At 64.8% G+C, this 14,654-nt stretch carries 18 protein-coding genes; 11 read left to right on the top strand and 7 right to left on the bottom strand.

Going from position 1 to position 14,654, the window contains the following annotated elements; genetic code table 11:
- Positions 1-57: 57 nt before the first annotated feature.
- The 3 genes from PVV74_RS16240 to PVV74_RS16230 are packed head-to-tail and all read right to left on the bottom strand — an operon-like array spanning position 58 to position 3,121.
- On the bottom strand, positions 58-471 hold the full coding sequence (locus PVV74_RS16240) for a PaaI family thioesterase (RefSeq protein ID WP_274593942.1): 414 nt from the start codon (positions 469-471) through the stop codon (positions 58-60).
- A complete protein-coding gene (locus PVV74_RS16235) occupies positions 468-1,487 on the bottom strand; it encodes a phosphotransferase family protein (protein ID WP_103764738.1) in 1,020 nt (339 codons plus the stop codon). The genes PVV74_RS16240 and PVV74_RS16235 overlap by 4 nt, the downstream gene beginning before the upstream one ends.
- The gene (locus PVV74_RS16230) at positions 1,484-3,121 is read right to left on the bottom strand and encodes a long-chain fatty acid--CoA ligase (RefSeq protein WP_274593941.1); all 1,638 of its coding nucleotides are present in this window, start codon (positions 3,119-3,121) and stop codon (positions 1,484-1,486) included. The genes PVV74_RS16235 and PVV74_RS16230 overlap by 4 nt, the downstream gene beginning before the upstream one ends.
- A 136-nt stretch (positions 3,122-3,257) precedes the next feature.
- Here PVV74_RS16230 and rpe point away from each other — a divergent pair, with 136 nt between their 5' ends.
- Complete coding sequence (gene rpe / locus PVV74_RS16225) at positions 3,258-3,941, top strand: ribulose-phosphate 3-epimerase (RefSeq protein WP_103764805.1); 684 nt, start codon at positions 3,258-3,260, stop codon at positions 3,939-3,941.
- Positions 3,942-4,038: 97 nt separating this feature from the next.
- Here rpe and PVV74_RS16220 read toward each other — a convergent pair whose 3' ends face one another.
- Both PVV74_RS16220 and rpmB read right to left on the bottom strand, forming a co-directional pair.
- Positions 4,039-4,662, bottom strand: a complete 624-nt coding sequence (locus PVV74_RS16220; RefSeq protein ID WP_274593940.1) for a YdeI/OmpD-associated family protein — start codon at positions 4,660-4,662, stop codon at positions 4,039-4,041.
- 181 nt (positions 4,663-4,843) lie between these two features.
- Positions 4,844-5,134, bottom strand: a complete 291-nt coding sequence (rpmB, locus tag PVV74_RS16215; protein ID WP_103764807.1) for a 50S ribosomal protein L28 — start codon at positions 5,132-5,134, stop codon at positions 4,844-4,846.
- Between the two features lie 279 nt (positions 5,135-5,413).
- Here rpmB and PVV74_RS16210 point away from each other — a divergent pair, with 279 nt between their 5' ends.
- Positions 5,414-5,671, top strand: coding sequence for a hypothetical protein (locus tag PVV74_RS16210; protein WP_274593939.1), 258 nt, complete (start codon positions 5,414-5,416; stop codon positions 5,669-5,671).
- 10 nt (positions 5,672-5,681) lie between these two features.
- A complete protein-coding gene (locus PVV74_RS16205) occupies positions 5,682-7,262 on the top strand; it encodes a methyl-accepting chemotaxis protein (RefSeq protein WP_274593938.1) in 1,581 nt (526 codons plus the stop codon).
- 9 nt (positions 7,263-7,271) lie between these two features.
- Here the strand turns inward: PVV74_RS16205 and PVV74_RS16200 are convergent, their stop codons facing one another.
- Positions 7,272-8,246, bottom strand: coding sequence for a glutathione S-transferase family protein (locus PVV74_RS16200; protein ID WP_274593937.1), 975 nt, complete (start codon positions 8,244-8,246; stop codon positions 7,272-7,274).
- 214 nt (positions 8,247-8,460) lie between these two features.
- On the opposite strand from PVV74_RS16200, the gene cbiE reads away from it, so the two are divergent.
- The 3 genes from cbiE to PVV74_RS16185 all read left to right on the top strand — a co-directional run bounded on the left by cbiE (position 8,461) and on the right by PVV74_RS16185 (position 10,720).
- On the top strand, positions 8,461-9,663 hold the full coding sequence (cbiE, locus tag PVV74_RS16195) for a precorrin-6y C5,15-methyltransferase (decarboxylating) subunit CbiE (RefSeq protein ID WP_274593936.1): 1,203 nt from the start codon (positions 8,461-8,463) through the stop codon (positions 9,661-9,663).
- Between the two features lie 74 nt (positions 9,664-9,737).
- Complete coding sequence (locus PVV74_RS16190) at positions 9,738-10,268, top strand: DUF6882 domain-containing protein (protein ID WP_103764744.1); 531 nt, start codon at positions 9,738-9,740, stop codon at positions 10,266-10,268.
- A 101-nt stretch (positions 10,269-10,369) separates the two neighbouring features.
- Complete coding sequence (locus tag PVV74_RS16185; RefSeq protein WP_103764745.1) at positions 10,370-10,720, top strand: hypothetical protein; 351 nt, start codon at positions 10,370-10,372, stop codon at positions 10,718-10,720.
- 105 nt (positions 10,721-10,825) lie between these two features.
- Here the strand turns inward: PVV74_RS16185 and PVV74_RS16180 are convergent, their stop codons facing one another.
- A complete protein-coding gene (locus tag PVV74_RS16180) occupies positions 10,826-12,013 on the bottom strand; it encodes a MalY/PatB family protein (protein ID WP_103764746.1) in 1,188 nt (395 codons plus the stop codon).
- A 97-nt stretch (positions 12,014-12,110) separates the two neighbouring features.
- On the opposite strand from PVV74_RS16180, the gene def (PVV74_RS16175) reads away from it, so the two are divergent.
- The 5 genes from def (PVV74_RS16175) (at position 12,111) to PVV74_RS16155 (ending at position 14,654) form a co-directional block, all read left to right on the top strand.
- On the top strand, positions 12,111-12,635 hold the full coding sequence (gene def, locus PVV74_RS16175) for a peptide deformylase (protein ID WP_274593935.1): 525 nt from the start codon (positions 12,111-12,113) through the stop codon (positions 12,633-12,635).
- Between the two features lie 4 nt (positions 12,636-12,639).
- Complete coding sequence (gene def / locus PVV74_RS16170) at positions 12,640-13,134, top strand: peptide deformylase (RefSeq protein ID WP_103764748.1); 495 nt, start codon at positions 12,640-12,642, stop codon at positions 13,132-13,134.
- Between the two features lie 20 nt (positions 13,135-13,154).
- On the top strand, positions 13,155-14,060 hold the full coding sequence (gene fmt, locus PVV74_RS16165; protein ID WP_274593934.1) for a methionyl-tRNA formyltransferase: 906 nt from the start codon (positions 13,155-13,157) through the stop codon (positions 14,058-14,060).
- A 97-nt stretch (positions 14,061-14,157) separates the two neighbouring features.
- Positions 14,158-14,400: a hypothetical protein gene (locus PVV74_RS16160; RefSeq protein WP_103764750.1), complete on the top strand. Its 243-nt coding sequence runs from the start codon at positions 14,158-14,160 to the stop codon at positions 14,398-14,400.
- Between the two features lie 14 nt (positions 14,401-14,414).
- Complete coding sequence (locus PVV74_RS16155) at positions 14,415-14,654, top strand: GlsB/YeaQ/YmgE family stress response membrane protein (protein WP_103764751.1); 240 nt, start codon at positions 14,415-14,417, stop codon at positions 14,652-14,654.

Raw genomic sequence — 14,654 nt, 5'->3', positions numbered from 1 at the left:
ACCCTACGCACAGGGGATGTGTGAGGTGCGTGAGATCGCGCCCGCGGGCGCGGCCGGTTATGTCCGGGAGCGCAGTTTGAAGACGCCGGTGGCCTCGGCGATGAGGGCGCCGGTGTCGTCGCGGACTTCGCCCTTGGCGAAGAAGGTGGAGCGACCGCCGCCCGTCACGCGGGCCTCTGCCACAAGGTGCGTGCCGGTGGCGCGGGCGAGGTAGTTGACCGTCATGCTGAGCGTCAGGGCATTCTGTTTGACCTTCGGGTCGCCGGTAAAGCAGCCGCAAAAGCCCATCGCCGTATCGAGGATTGCCGCGTAGACGCCCCCGTGGGGCAGGCCCTGGCGGTTCATCAGGTGCGGCGCGAGGGGGGCTTCGACCCGGGCATAGCCTTCGGACCAGTCGGTCATGTCGAAGCCGAGGGTTGCGGAGAGCGGCGAGGGCGCCTCGCGCAGGTTGGGATTGAACGTGTCGGTCATTGGGTGGCTGCTTTCAGGCCCGAGCGGGCAAAGAAGGGAACATAGGCGCCCAGTTTCAGGGCGCGGTCGGGGTCCGACGCGTTGCCGTCGAGGGCGCGTTTCTTGACGCCTTGGAGGATGGCGGCCATGCGGAAATAGGTGAAGGCGAGGTAGAAGTGGAAATCCGCGATGCCGGGGATGCCGCGCCTTTCGCAATAGGTATCGATGAACTGCCTGTCGGACCAGAGGCCGTGGGCGGCGCGGTCGATCCCCTCCAGCCCGCGCCCTTCGGTGGTGGCGGGCATGGACCATTGCATGATGACCGCTGCCAGATCGGCATAGGGGTGGCCGGTGGTCGACAGCTCCCAATCCAGAACGGCGGCGACGCGGGGGGCGTCGGGCGCGAAGAGCAGGTTGTCGAGGCGGTAGTCGCCATGGACCAGCGTGCGCTGGCCGTCATCGGGAGGCATGTTGGCGAAAAGCCAGTCGATGAGGGCATCCATCTCGGCGATATCCTCGGTCGCGGTGGCGCGGTATTGCTTGGTCCAGCGTTCGGTCTGGCGTTCGCAGTAGTGGCCGGGGGGGCCGTAATCGGCGAGGCCGCTGGCGTCGAGGTCGACGGAATGGATGGCCACCAGGGTGCGGTTCATGGCGTCGATGAGGGGGCCACGGGCTTCGGGCGCGACGTCTGGCAGGGACGGCTGATCGAAATTGCGGCCCTCGACATGGTCCATGATGTAGAAGGCCGAGCCGATCACGCTGTCGTCTTCGCAGAGGGCGTGCATCTTCGGCACCGGCACGTCGGTGTCCGCCAGTGCCTTTTGCACGCGGTATTCGCGGTCGACGGCATGGGCGGATTTGAGCAGCACGCCGGGGGGTTTGCGGCGGAGCACGAAGCGGCCCGAAGGCGTGTCGAGCATGTAGGTGGGGTTGGATTGCCCGCCGGAGAACTTGGTGGCCGTGACCGGACCGCCGAGGGCGGGCAGGTGGGTCTTGGCCCAGGCCTCGAGCGCAGCGGTGTCGAGCGACAGGCTCACGCGCCGTCCTCGCGCAGGTCGGGGTGGACGTAATCGGAGAACTGTTCGCGCAGGGTCAGCTTGGAGACCTTGGCCGTCGCGGTGAGCGGCAGGGCATCGGTGAAGAGGATGTCGTCGGGCATCTGCCATGTGGCGAAATGCGGTTCGAGATGGGTGTGGATGTCTTCCAGCGTGGGCTTTTCGGCACCGGCGGAGACCACGACCAGAACCGGGCGTTCGTCCCATTTGGGATGCGGGATGGCGATGACGGCGCAGGTGTCGATCAGCGGGTGCGAGATGGCGGCGTTTTCGAGGTCGATGGAGCTGATCCACTCGCCGCCCGATTTCACCAGGTCCTTGGCGCGGTCGCGCACGATGAGGCGGCCATTGTCATCGACGGTGGCGACGTCGCCGGTGCCGAACCAGCCGTCTTCGTCCATGGCTGCCGCGGTGGCGTCTTCGTTATTGTAGTAGCCCGAGATCACGGTGCTGCCGCGCACGAAGAGCTCGCCCGGGCTTTCGCCGTCGTGCGGCACGAGGTTGCCCGCGTCGTCCTTGAGCTTGAACTCGACACCGAAGAGGCGGCGGCCCGCGCCGACCTTGGCATCGACGCGCTCGTCGAAAGGCGCATCGGCAAGGTGGCTGGGCAGGATCCCGCGCGTGCCGATGGGGCTCATCTCGGTCATGCCCCAGGCCTGGTTGACGTTGACGCCCATCTCCTCGAAGGCGGTGATCATCGAGCGGGGGGCGGCGGAGCCACCGACGACGAGGTCCTTGAACCCATTTGGTGGCGTGCCGCGCTTGGCGATCTCCTGTTGCAGTCCGGCCCAGACGGTGGGCACGCCCCAGGCGGAGAAGACCTCTTCGCGGTCCATCAGATCATAGAGGCTGGCCCCGTCGAGGTGGCGCCCCGGCATGACCATGGTCATGCCCGCCAGCGGCGCGGTATAGGGCATCCCCCACGCATTGACGTGAAAGAGCGGGACCACGGGCAGCACGCGCGACCCGTGGCGCAGGCTTTGAGGGTGACCGGCGATGACCAGAAGCGCGTGCAGCACGGTGGAGCGGTGCGAATAGAGCGCGCCCTTGGGGTTGCCGGTGGTGCCGGAGGTGTAGCAGAGGCCGGCGGCGGTGTCCTCGGGGAAGCTGGGCCAGTCATAGCTGGTGGGCTGGTCCGCCATGAGGGTCTCGTAGGCGAGGGCGCCGTCGGGGGCGTCGGGCATGTGCGCGGCATCGGTCATGATGATGACGCGGCAACCCTCTGGTAGCGTGACGTTTTCCAGCAGCGGCACGAGGCTGATATCCACGCAGATCGCGCTGTCCTGCGCGTGGTCGAGGATATACTGCATCTGGTCGGGGGGCAGGCGGGGGTTGATCGTATGGCAGACGCCGCCGATCCCGGCGATGGCATAGTAAAGCTCGAAATGGCGGTAGCCGTTCCAGGCGAGCGTAGCGATGCGGTCGCCGGTCTTGAGCCCGAGCGCGTCGAGAGCATGGGCCAGTTGGCAGACACGGGCCAGCGTTTCAGGATAGGTGGCGCGGTGAATGTCGCTTTCGTCGCGGACCGAGACCAGCCCCTGTTCGGGGAAGGCTTCGGCGGCGTAGGTCAGGATGTCGATGATCCTGAGCGGGCGATGTTGCATCTGGCCGAGCATGGTGCGGGTCCCCCTTGACGGAATGGCGGGATCAATTGGTGCCACGAATGGCGGTGCGGTGCAATCCGGCGGCGCGAGACTTGACGGCGTGCGCCAAACCCCGCAAGAGCAGGGCAAACCCCAAGGAGAGCCTGCCATGCCGTTCGACCGTTCCGTCAAGATCGCACCGTCCATCCTGTCCGCCGATTTCGCCAATTTCGGGGCCGAGATCCGGGCGATCGAGGATCAGGGTGCGGACTGGGTGCATGTGGACGTGATGGACGGGCATTTCGTGCCGAACCTCACCTTCGGCCCCCCGGCGGTCAAGGCGTTCCGTCCGCATGTGAAAACGTTCATGGACGTGCACCTGATGATTGCGCCGGTGGATCAGTATATCGACGCCTATGCCGAGGCGGGCGCGGACATGATCAGCGCCCATGTCGAGGCCGGGCCGCATATTCACCGGACCTTGCAAGCCATTCGCGGGGCGGGGTGCAAGGCGGGGGTTTGCGTGAACCCCGGCACGCCGCTGGAGAGCATCGAATACGTGCTCGACATGGTGGACATGGTGGTGCTGATGACGGTGAACCCCGGCTTTGGCGGGCAGAAGTTCATCACGTCCGGGGTCGAGAAGACGCGCCGGCTGCGCCAGATGATCGGGGACCGCGAGGTGCATATCCAGATCGACGGCGGCGTGACGCCGGAAACCGCACCGCTGGTGGTGGAGGCGGGCGCGGATGTGCTGGTGGCCGGGTCCGCCGTGTTCAAGGGCGGCTCGGTGGAGAAGCCCGAGGTTTACGGGCAGAACATGCAGGCCATTCGGGCAGCGGTGGCGGACTGAAGCGCACGCCGTCAACCGATAGGGTTGGACCGTGTGGATCGCATCTTCGGCCGATGTCCTTTTTGTGGACTGAGCTGCCATTTGCCAAACGTCTGCGTTACCGCTCGTTGGCCCCTTTCCCGTCGATGATCTTCTCTCGGAACTTCTCGATCCGGTTCACTCGAGTTTGTGACTTCTTTGCGCCATTAAGATTGATGACATAGCTGCGCTGCCGACCCGGCGTCAGCCCGTGGAATGCTTCCGAAAGTTCAGGGTCCGCATCGAGGGCCTCGACAAGCTCCTCTGGCAGGTCGAGTTCGTGCTCGGTCTTGGAAGGCTTCTTTCCTTCATCAGCATAGGCCTTCGCCTCGTCCAGATAGGCGAGGATCACATTCTCTTGCTTTGCAGGGCCGTCGTTCGAGGTGAAGCGGATCATGTCTGCGTGTCGAGTGTTCGGTCCCTGCTTTTCAAGCACGCCCTCGCTGTCTTGCATCAGCGCGGCGTTGAAGAAGCTGAGCCGAAAATTCTCCCGAAACGCGCCGATGATGACGATGTTGCGATCCGCATGCATATAGCAGGGGTGGCCCCATTTGACCGTCTCTTTCAGATCGGCAGATAGGCAGATGTCCCGCAGCTTCGCCAGTCCCTTCTCCCAAACCTTCGTCGAGCAGTTGGATGAGCCGAATCGCTCGCACCGGCCGCATCCTTTTAAAAAATAGTCCTCGATATCCGAGATCATCATTCGGCAAGTATACCACGCTGCGTCGTCCTGCGCACTTTTAGAAGCCACCATTCGATGCGCCCCGCCCTCGGTGCGAGTTTGGGCTCGAAGCCGGCCTTCGCTCATGAAGCGGAGAGACGGCCGCAAAAGAAAAGCCCCGCCAAATGGCAGGGCCTTCGTCTTGTTGGATGCCGAGTGGCGATCAGGCGCTAGCGGCCTGCGCCTTGGCGATCTCTTTCTTGACCTTGAGCACGCGGTCCGAAAGTTCGGTGTCCTTGGCCTTGGCCAGGAAGCGGTCCAGCCCGCCGCGGTGGTCGACGCTGCGCAGGGCAGCGGCGGTGATGCGCAGCTTGATGCCGCGGCCCAGCGTTTCGGATTGCAGGGTCACGTCGTTCAGGTTGGGCAGGTAGCGACGCTTGGTCTTGTTGTTGGCGTGGCTGGAGTTGTTGCCAACCATCGGGCCTTTTCCGGTCAGTTCGCAGCGGCGCGACATGGGTTCATCCTCGTGTTTGTCGGGCCGCACGGGCGGACCCACTCAATGCAAAGGGGCACCGCCATAGGCAGCGCCCTGAATTCCGTTGCGCGTATCTACGGCCATTGGGACAGGCCGTCAAGGGATTCGGGCGCGCTTTTTGCAGGCCTGCGTTACCCCATGCAGATGCGCGGCCGGTTTTTCCGGCCGGCTAAACCTGCTGTTAGGGTTTCTACCTCTAAAACCCGCGATATGCGACGGTCATTTGCCATCGATTCCTGCCTTGCAGGGTTTCTCGCCGTGCAGCTTCTTGCGACGCTGCCCGTGACATTGATGATGTCTGGCCCTGGAAAGGCGGGGCGGCCGGCGCTGGTCCTGGTGCCGCCATGGGGCGAAGACCCGGAGCGGATCATCGCGGCGGCCGGAGGCCGGGAAATCGGGCTGGTGGTGGCGCCAGTGGCGCGGCTTGCCGTGCTGGACAGGCCGGAGGACGCGGTCGCGGGCGGCGCGTGGGCAGTTCTCGACGCGACGGCGCTGGCGTCAATTTGTGGTTTCTAGGGAGCCTGACATGACAGAGTACGGTAGCGACGACGATGAGAAGCGCATGAAATTCGCGGCACTTATGCTGCTGCTGATGATGCCGCTACCTGCGGCGGCTGCATGGATCGTCGGCAATGCCGCCCTGCCGCTCATGCTTCTGTCGCTTGGTTTCGCCGGAGCGGGCCTGCTGGCGCATCGGGGGCGCAGCAGACTGACGCGCGGAATACTGGCAGCAGGACTCGTGGGGCAATCGGCCCTGCTGACGGCGGCGCTGTCAAGGCACCCGTGGCAGATCGACACCCATATGATGTTCTTTGCTGTGCTGGCGGTGGTTTCCACCATGGGCAGTATCCGGGTGCTGATCATGGCCTGCGGGCTGACGGCGGTGCATCACCTTGGCCTGACGCTGGCGCTGCCGGCGATGGTCTATCCTGCGGCGGACCTTCTGAGCAACGTGATGCGCACGGCCATCCACGGTACGATCGTCGTTATCGAGGGCGGCATCCTGTCCCTGTCGATGCTGGACGCGAAACGGCGTCGCGCGACGATGATCGAGCAGCGCAGCGAGGCATTGCGGCTGACGGAAGAGGCGGACACCGCGCGGAAGGCGGCGCAGCGGGCGGGCCAGGAGGCGCGTGACCTCGTGGGTGTGCTGCGCGACCGGCTTAACACGCTTGCGGCCGGCGACCTGAGCGAGACGATCGAAGATCCGTTCCCGCCCGAGTATGAAAGCCTGCGAGAGGACTTCAACACCACGGTCAGGAGCCTGCGCGACCTGATCGGCGCGGTCGCCGAGAATGCGACGGAGATTCATCTGCGCGCCGAAGAGCTGAGCGTCGGGTCGCTGGACTTGTCCCGACGGACGGAAGGTCAGGCTGCCACGCTGGAGGAAACAGCCGCGGCGCTTGAAGAGATGACATCCAGCGTGCGATCGGCCGCCGAGGGCACCACGCGCGTCAAGGAGGTCGTACAACAGACCCGCGGCAAGGCCGAGACCAGTGGAGACGTCGTGCGTGACGCGATAGGGGCAATGTCCGAGATCAAGAAGTCGTCGGACGAAATCAATCAGATCATCGGCGTGATCGACGACATCGCTTTCCAGACCAATCTTCTGGCGTTGAACGCCGGGGTAGAGGCGGCGCGTGCGGGCGATGCGGGACGCGGTTTCGCAGTCGTCGCCTCCGAGGTCCGGGCACTGGCGCAGCGTAGTGCGGAATCGGCACGCGAAATCAAGAGCTTGATTGGGGCGGGTGGCGCGCATGTGGAGAATGGCGTGTCATTGGTCAACAGCGCGGGCGACGCGCTGACCGACATCGTCACGCGCGTCGGGAACATCGCGGACCTGATCGGCGATATTGCCAATGGTGCGAACGAACAGTCGACCAGCCTTTCGGAACTGAACACCAGCGTCGCGCAGCTTGACCAGGTCACGCAGCAGAACGCCGCGATGGTCGAGGAATCGTCAGCAGCCTCGAATTCGCTCAAAAAGGAAGCCGAAACCCTGCATGGAATGGTGACAGCGTTCCGCCTGAAGGGGCGCAAATCCGAAGGCGCAGCAGGTGCCAACGCCGGTACGGAGCCAGACGCCGGTGACTGGCGCGCCGCCTGACCGGCCTTGTCAGCCGCGCCCGTGGGGCGCGGTGAGGTCGAGATCGGGGCCGATAGGGATGATGCGGTGCGGGTTCACGCTGTCATGACTGTAATGGTAGTGCCGGGTGATGTGGTCGAAATTCACGGTCATCGACACCTCGGGCCATTGATAGAGTTCCCGCAGGAAACCCCAAAGGTTGGGATAGTCCACGATCCGGGCCCGATTGCATTTGAAATGCCCGTGATAGACTTTGTCGAAGCGGATGAGCGTGGTGAACAGCCGCCAATCGGCTTCGGTCACCCGATCGCCGGCAAGATAGCGCCGCTTTGACAGCAGGTTTTCAAGCCAGTCCAGCGACTCGAAAAGCGGTGTGACCGCATCGTCATAGGCGTCTTGGGTGGTTGCGAACCCGGCCTTGTAGACGCCATTGTTCACGGTGTTGTAGACGCGCTCATTGATCGGGTCGATCTCGCCGCGCAGGTCCTCGGGATAGTAGTCGTCGGTATTGCCGGTGATGTCGTTGAAGGCGGTGTTGAACATGCGGATGATCTCGGCGCTTTCGTTCGACACGATGGTTTCGCGCTGCATGTCCCACAGGATCGGGACAGTGACGTGGCCGGTCGTGTTCGGGTCCGCGCGGATATACAGGTCGCGCGCAAAGGGGAGTCCGAACAGCTTGTCACCCGTCGCGCCGGGGTGCTCGGAGTCGAAGGTCCAGCCATCCGACAGCATGTCGGGATGCACGACGGAAACGTCGATCAGGTCCGCCAGCGCCTTCAGGCGGCGGAAGATCAGCGCGCGGTGCGCCCAGGGGCATGCCAGCGAAACATAAAGGTGATAGCGACCTGGCTCGGCCTTGAAACCGCCTTCGCCGCTCGGACCGGGGCTGCCGTCGGAGGTGATCCAGTTGCGGAATTTCGACGTTTCGCGTTTGAAAGCGCCGCTGTGTTTCTTGGTGTCGTACCAGCCGGTGTGCCAGGTGCCGTCTATCAGTTCGCCCATCGGAGCCTCCTTTGTCCTTGGGTCAACACATAGCGGCACAGATGGTTTCGGGCAGGACCAATCGCCGCGCAGAGGCTGTGCAGGCACACACAAGGGCGACGCAATGGCACCATGTGCCCGCTTTGGTTTGCCCGTTCGTGACGCCTGCTGTAGGTGTCTTCGCGACAGGTGGAGTAGCGCCCGGCGAGGCCCTCGCGCCAGGGAGGGACGAGCGATGGAAACAGCCTGGTTGCATGTCGTAGGCATCGGCGAGGACGGCATGGAAGGCCTCTTGCCCGCGACTCGGGCCGTGGTCGAGTCCGCCGAATTCATCATCGGCGGCGACCGTCATCCGGCATTGAAGGGCGCGGGCGAGGCCGAGCGCCTGGCGTGGCCCGAGGCGTTCGACGACCTGATCGCGCTGTTGCGCAGCCTGCGCGGGCGGCGTGTGGTGGTGCTGGCGGCGGGGGACCCCCTGTGGTTTTCAATAGGGGCCCGGATCGGGCGCGTTCTCGATCCTGCAGACATCACCTATCATCCGCAGGTGAGCGCATTTCAACTGGCTGCCGCCCGGATGGGCTGGAGCTTGCCGGACGTGGAAACGCTGACCGTGCATGGCCGTCCGGTGGAACAGATGATTGCCTTTATCCAGCCGGAGGCGCGGTTGATCATCCTGGCCACAGGCGCTGGCACACCGGGCCGGATCGCTCGGTTTCTGACCGAGCGGGGGTTCGGCGCGTCCCGCATGACGGTGCTTGCCGCGATGGGCGGCGCGCAGGAAATGCGCTTTGATGGCATGGCGGAAACGTGGGATCACGTAGTGCCCGCGTTCAACACCTTGGCGGTGGACTGCGTGGCCGCGCCGGACGCAGCACTATTGCCGCGCGTGCCCGGGTTGTCGGACGAGTTGTTCGAGCATGACGGCACAGTGACCCCGAGCGAGGTACGTGCCGTGACGCTGGCCAGACTGATGCCCATGCGCGGCGCGGTCCTGTGGGATATCGGGACCGGATGCGGCTCGGTCGCCGTGGAATGGATGCGCGGCGCGCGCTATGCCCGGGCCATCGGGGTCGAGCCACGGGCCGACCGGCGGGCGATGGCCGCGGCGAACGCGCTGGCGCTTGGCGTTCCGAAGCTCGACCTTGTCGATGGCAGCGCGCCGGCCGCGTTCGAGGGACTGCCCGCGCCGGACGCCGTGTACATCGGCGGAGGGATGAGCCGCGAGGTGTTCGACGCGGCATGGTCGCGGCTGCGTCCGCTGGGGCGGTTGGTGGCGAATGCGGACACGCCGGAAACCGAAGCTGTGCTGTCGGATCTCCATGGTGCACATGGCGGAGATCTTGTCAGACTGTCGGTCGAGCGGGCCGAGCCGGTGGAGGGCGAGATCCGATGGCGCGCACTGGAGACGGTCATGCAATGGAGCATGGTGAAGCGTTAACCACGATGGCAGGTGACGCTGGTTGCGCTGCGGCGCAACGCCGCCCCACCCGCCATCCCGAAAGGAACGAGAGAATGAACGAGATCCTGTTGGAATTCGCCGGTCGACAGGCCGATGCCGGAGCGACGCAATTGCCGGAGAGCTATCGGCAACTGGCGGTCAACGCGGGCTTTTTCCTGAAGACCCGCATGGCCGGTGGCCGTTTCACACCGCCGCGGGACGGATCGAGCGCGTTTCGACTGAACCTGAAGAAAGGCCGGATCGTTTTCTTCCCCGATGGCGGGCAGGAAACCGCGGCGCAGGCGCAGGTGATCGGCACCTATTCCGACGATGGCAGTTGGATGTGGGCCTGGGGTCATCCGGACGTGCCCCTGCCGATGCAGCAGGCGGCCTGGGCGGTACAGCAATTCGGGGAGCGGCAGGAGATCGAGGACCTGCTGAGCCGGGGCGGGCCGGTGGACGCGGCGCGGCTGGCGGAGTTCCAGGCGATCTGCGCCTACATCTCGGATGCAGACGGGGTTTTCATGGGGCCGCATGGCGCAGGCGGGCAGGTGGCTGTCTGCTATTATCTGGGCGATCAGCTGACCGGACTTCTGGGCGAGTGACGCGCCGCGCCTGCATTGCGGCAATGCGGCGAAATTTTCACGTGACTGTCATGGTTTAGCCCTACATTCTATCGGGACGATTCTTTGCACAGGTGCTGGCCATGACGACTTTTCTTTCCCCGGAGATCCTTGCGGGCCTCGAAGAAGCGCGGATGCGTGGCTGGCAGAAAAGCAACCGTTTGAGGGTCGAGGCCGGGGCGCAATCGCACGCCGTTCTGCGGGCTTGGAATGACGGTTTTGCCCTGCCTGCCGGGGCGGCGCCGCATCTGCGCGGGCTGGTGGACCTTTACGATGGGGCGCGGCACCTCAAGCGGTGCCTTATCGTGGCGTCCGAAGAGGACGGACGCGAGATCCGGTTTGAGCTGAAGGTCGTCAACGAGGCTACGGGCGAGCAGCCGGTGGATTTCGAACGCCCCGATGACGCGCCGGTGGCGCTGATCGCGGAAGGCTGATCCGGCCTTTTCCTCTGGCCGAAAATATCCCGGGGAGCGCGAGGGGCTGGCCCCTCGTATCAATCGCATTGAGCTGCGCGCAATGCGAAATCCCCGAGGGCGACCCTACTGCAAGTCCGAGAACGCGTCCTGCAGCCGTGCTGCCGCCTCCGACAGACGCGCACGCGGCGTGGCGATGTTGAAACGCAGGAAGCTTTCGCCCCCGCTGCCGAACTCGGCGCCGACGGACGGCGCGATACGCGCGTCTGATTTGACCCGGCGCAGCACCTCGCTCATGTCCATGCCGGTATCGGTGAAATCGACCCATGCCAGGTACGTCGCCTGCATCGGCATCGCGCGCAGGCCGGGAATTTGCCGTATCGCCTCGAGAAACGTGACGCGGTTCCGGTCGAGGTAGCCCACCAGGGCATCGACCCAGTCAGCGCCCCGCTGGGTGTAGGCGGCGCGTGTCAGGACGTAGCCCAGCAGATTGGGCGACAGGTTCAGCGCTTTGAGGGCATCGACGAAGCGCGCGCGCAGATCGGCGCCCGGGATCGTGACGGTGCCAAGCCGCGACCCGGCAGTGTTGAAGGTCTTGGACGACGAGGTGAGCATGATCAGCCGCTCAATGATCTCTGGCGCGGCGATCGGCATCGGCACATGCGTGGCGCCGGGAAACACAAGGTCATGGTGGATTTCGTCCGACATCAGGATCAGGTCGTGCTTGATACAGAAGGCCGCGAGCGCCTGTTGCTCCTCGACGGACCAGACACGGCCCGCCGGGTTGTGCGGCGAGCAGAACAGCACGATCTTTTCGCGTCCCGTCATCGCCGTTTCGAGCGTTTCAAGATCCATGCGATACATGCCGTCCGCGTCGCGAAGAAGCGGGCTTTCCTTGACCGTGCGGCCCGCGTTCACGATCTTGTTGGTAAACTCGTGATAAACCGGCGTGAAGATGATGATCTCGTCGCCCGGATCGCTGTAGGTCTGCAAACAGAGCGCGATCGCATTGCCGAGACCGGCGGTGGAAAACATGTGGCGCGGGTCGGGGGACCAGCCATGGCGCGTCTCCATCCACCAGGCCACGGCCGTCTTCATTTCGGCCTCGCCGGTGAAATAGCCGTAATTGGCCTTCTCAAGAAGCTGCTGCACCGCCTCTTGCAGCACGTCGGCGGCGGAGAAATCCATGTCGGCCACCCACATCGGAATGCCATCCACGGGATCGACTCCGTAGGCTTTTTGCATCGCATCCCATTTCGCGCAGTTGGTACCGCGCCGGTCGATAAGACGGTCGAAATCGGGATGGATGGTCATGGTGTCCTCCGGTTGTGCCTCGGGCGGGAAGCTAGCGGAAAGTGCCGCAGGTGCAAGGGCGTTGCGCCGCGCTGATCTATCGCCTAAATGGACGCCCATGCTGCGACCGATCCTGATCCATCCCGACCCGCGCCTGAAAAAGGTGTGCGACCCGGTATCCGACCTGAGCGACGAATTGCGCGCGCTGGCCGACGACATGCTGGAGACGATGTATGACGCGCCTGGCATTGGCCTCGCCGCGCCGCAGATCGGCGTGATGGACCGGCTGATCGTGCTGGATTGCGCCAAGGACGAGGAGGCCGGCGAGCCGCCGCGTCCGCTGGTGATGTTCAACCCCGAGGTGGTGGCGTCGTCGGACGAGACGAACGTCTACGAGGAAGGCTGCCTGTCGATCCCCGACCAGTTCGCCGAGGTGACGCGGCCAAAGGTGGTGGACGTGACGTGGATCGACCGGGACGGGAACGAACAGTCCGACACGTTCGACGGGCTGTGGGCTACTTGCGTGCAGCACGAGATCGACCACCTGAACGGCAAGCTGTTCATCGACTACCTGGGCCCGATAAAACGCCAGCTGATCACGCGTAAAATGCAGAAGCTGAAGCGCGAAAAGGCGCGGGGCTAGCCGCGTGGCCGTGCGCCCCTTCGTGCCCTGGCCGGACAAGCGGTTGCGCACGCCCGCGGCGCCGGTCGCTGCGGTCACCGATGCCGAGCGCGCGATCTGGGACGACATGATCGAGACGATGGACGCGATGCCGGGCGTGGGGCTGGCCGCCGTGCAGATCGGCGTGATGAAGCGGCTGGCCGTGGTCGATGCCAGCGATGCGCGCGGTCAGGCGGTGCGCTTGGCGAACCCCGAGATCCTGCACGCCAGCGCCCAGATGCGCGAGCATGACGAGGCCAGCCCGAACCTGCCCGGCGTGCATGCCAGGATCAGTCGCCCGCGCGCCGTGACGGTGCGGTTCCTGAACGCTGAAGGTGAGGTCGAGGAGCGGGATTTCGTCGGGCTTTGGGCGACCAGTGTGCAACACCAGGTCGATCATCTGAACGGGCGCATGTATTTCGACCGATTGAGCAAGGTGAAGCGCGACATGCTGCTGCGCCGCGCCCGCAAACAGCGCTGAGGCGCCAGCAGGAGAGTGTCATGCGCCTGATCTTCATGGGAACGCCCGAATTTTCGGTGCCGGTGCTGGACGCGCTGGTGGATGCCGGACACGAGATCGCGGCGGTCTATTGCCAGCCGCCCCGCCCGGCAGGGCGCGGCAAGAAGGACCGCCCCACTCCGGTCCAGGCGCGGGCCGAGACGCTGGGTCTGGCCGTGCGCCATCCCGTCAGTCTGAAAGGCGAGGCCGAGCAGGCGGATTTTGCCGCACTGAACGCCGACGCGGCGGTGGTGGTCGCCTATGGGCTGATCCTGCCGCAAGCCATTCTGGACGCGCCGAAGCGAGGCTGCCTGAATATCCACGCCAGCCTGCTGCCGCGCTGGCGCGGGGCGGCGCCGATCCACCGCGCGATCATGGCGGGGGATGACAAGACCGGCGTCTGCATCATGCAGATGGAGGCGGGTCTGGACACCGGGCCGGTGCTGTTGCGTCGCGAGACACCGATCGGCGCGGAGGAGACAACCGGAGCGCTGCATGATCGCCTGTCGCGTTTGGGTGCGGAGGCGATTACCGAGGCTCTGGCACAGCTCGATACGCTGACGCCCGAGCCGCAGCCGGAGGACGGCGTCACCTATGCCGACAAGATCGACAAGGCGGAGGCGCGGATCGACTGGACCCGTCCTGCTGAAGCTGTCGACCGCCAGATCCGTGGCCTTTCACCCTTTCCTGGCGCGTGGATCGACCACGAGGGCACGCGGATCAAGTTCCTTGCCTCGCAAATTGGCGCGGGCAGCGGGACGCCCGGCGAGGTGCTCGACGACGCGCTGACCATCGCGTGTGGCAGCGGCGCGGTGAAAGTCCTGCGTTTGCAAAAGGCCGGACGTGGGCCACAGGGGACGGAGGACTTCCTGCGCGGCATGGCGCTCCCCAAGGGAACCCGCCTTTGACCCTCCTTTTCCTCTGGCCAAGAATATCCCAGTGACCCGCGCTTGCGTCCGGTCCGGAAACAGGCCAGCATCGCGCCAACCAGAGCAACGAGGTCTCATGTATCTGCAACTGTTCGGCACCGTGGTGATCGCCGGGATCGTCGGCTATCTCAGCGAGAAATCCGGCTTCACCCGCAACGGGATCCTGCAATCGATCATCATCTGCGTCGGTGGGGCCTTTTTGTTCTACTTCATCCGCATCATGTTCGGCTTTCGTTTCGGTGCGCCGGGGGTGGATGCGATCATCTCGTCCATCGGGGCGCTGATCATAATTCCGACGCACTGGCGTAGAGGCCGCTGAGAGGGAGGCGCAGCATGGGACTGATCTATCTCATCGTCATCGGGGCCGTTGCGGGCTATCTTGCGACACGGATCATGCGCATCGACGCCGACCCGCTGGTGACGATCGGCATTGGTGTGGCCGGGGCGCTGCTGGGTGGGCTGATCCTGCAAGGTATCCTGGCCTTCCTTGGCCTGCTGGGCGGCATTATTGGCGCGGTGCTGGGGGCGCTCGTGCTGATCTGGGGCTACCAGGCGTACAAGGCGCGGAAATAG

Origin of the sequence: Roseovarius sp. SK2 (assembly GCF_028807495.1) — a bacterium.
GTDB classification, from domain to species: domain Bacteria; phylum Pseudomonadota; class Alphaproteobacteria; order Rhodobacterales; family Rhodobacteraceae; genus Roseovarius; species Roseovarius confluentis.
Note: the sequence above shows the minus strand (reverse complement) of the source record. Positions and strands in the feature narration are given on the sequence as shown.

Coding starts and splice junctions, on each gene's coding strand:
- fmt (WP_274593934.1), top strand. CDS start 13,155: ATGCGCCTGATCTTCATGGGAACGCCCGAATTTTCGGTGCCGGTGCTG.
- PVV74_RS16240 (WP_274593942.1), bottom strand. CDS start 471: ATGACCGACACGTTCAATCCCAACCTGCGCGAGGCGCCCTCGCCGCTC.
- PVV74_RS16155 (WP_103764751.1), top strand. CDS start 14,415: ATGGGACTGATCTATCTCATCGTCATCGGGGCCGTTGCGGGCTATCTT.
- cbiE (WP_274593936.1), top strand. CDS start 8,461: ATGGAAACAGCCTGGTTGCATGTCGTAGGCATCGGCGAGGACGGCATG.
- PVV74_RS16180 (WP_103764746.1), bottom strand. CDS start 12,013: ATGACCATCCATCCCGATTTCGACCGTCTTATCGACCGGCGCGGTACC.
- PVV74_RS16160 (WP_103764750.1), top strand. CDS start 14,158: ATGTATCTGCAACTGTTCGGCACCGTGGTGATCGCCGGGATCGTCGGC.
- rpmB (WP_103764807.1), bottom strand. CDS start 5,134: ATGTCGCGCCGCTGCGAACTGACCGGAAAAGGCCCGATGGTTGGCAAC.
- PVV74_RS16220 (WP_274593940.1), bottom strand. CDS start 4,662: ATGATGATCTCGGATATCGAGGACTATTTTTTAAAAGGATGCGGCCGG.
- PVV74_RS16205 (WP_274593938.1), top strand. CDS start 5,682: ATGACAGAGTACGGTAGCGACGACGATGAGAAGCGCATGAAATTCGCG.
- PVV74_RS16200 (WP_274593937.1), bottom strand. CDS start 8,246: ATGGGCGAACTGATAGACGGCACCTGGCACACCGGCTGGTACGACACC.
- PVV74_RS16230 (WP_274593941.1), bottom strand. CDS start 3,121: ATGCTCGGCCAGATGCAACATCGCCCGCTCAGGATCATCGACATCCTG.
- PVV74_RS16185 (WP_103764745.1), top strand. CDS start 10,370: ATGACGACTTTTCTTTCCCCGGAGATCCTTGCGGGCCTCGAAGAAGCG.
- def (WP_274593935.1), top strand. CDS start 12,111: ATGCTGCGACCGATCCTGATCCATCCCGACCCGCGCCTGAAAAAGGTG.
- rpe (WP_103764805.1), top strand. CDS start 3,258: ATGCCGTTCGACCGTTCCGTCAAGATCGCACCGTCCATCCTGTCCGCC.
- PVV74_RS16190 (WP_103764744.1), top strand. CDS start 9,738: ATGAACGAGATCCTGTTGGAATTCGCCGGTCGACAGGCCGATGCCGGA.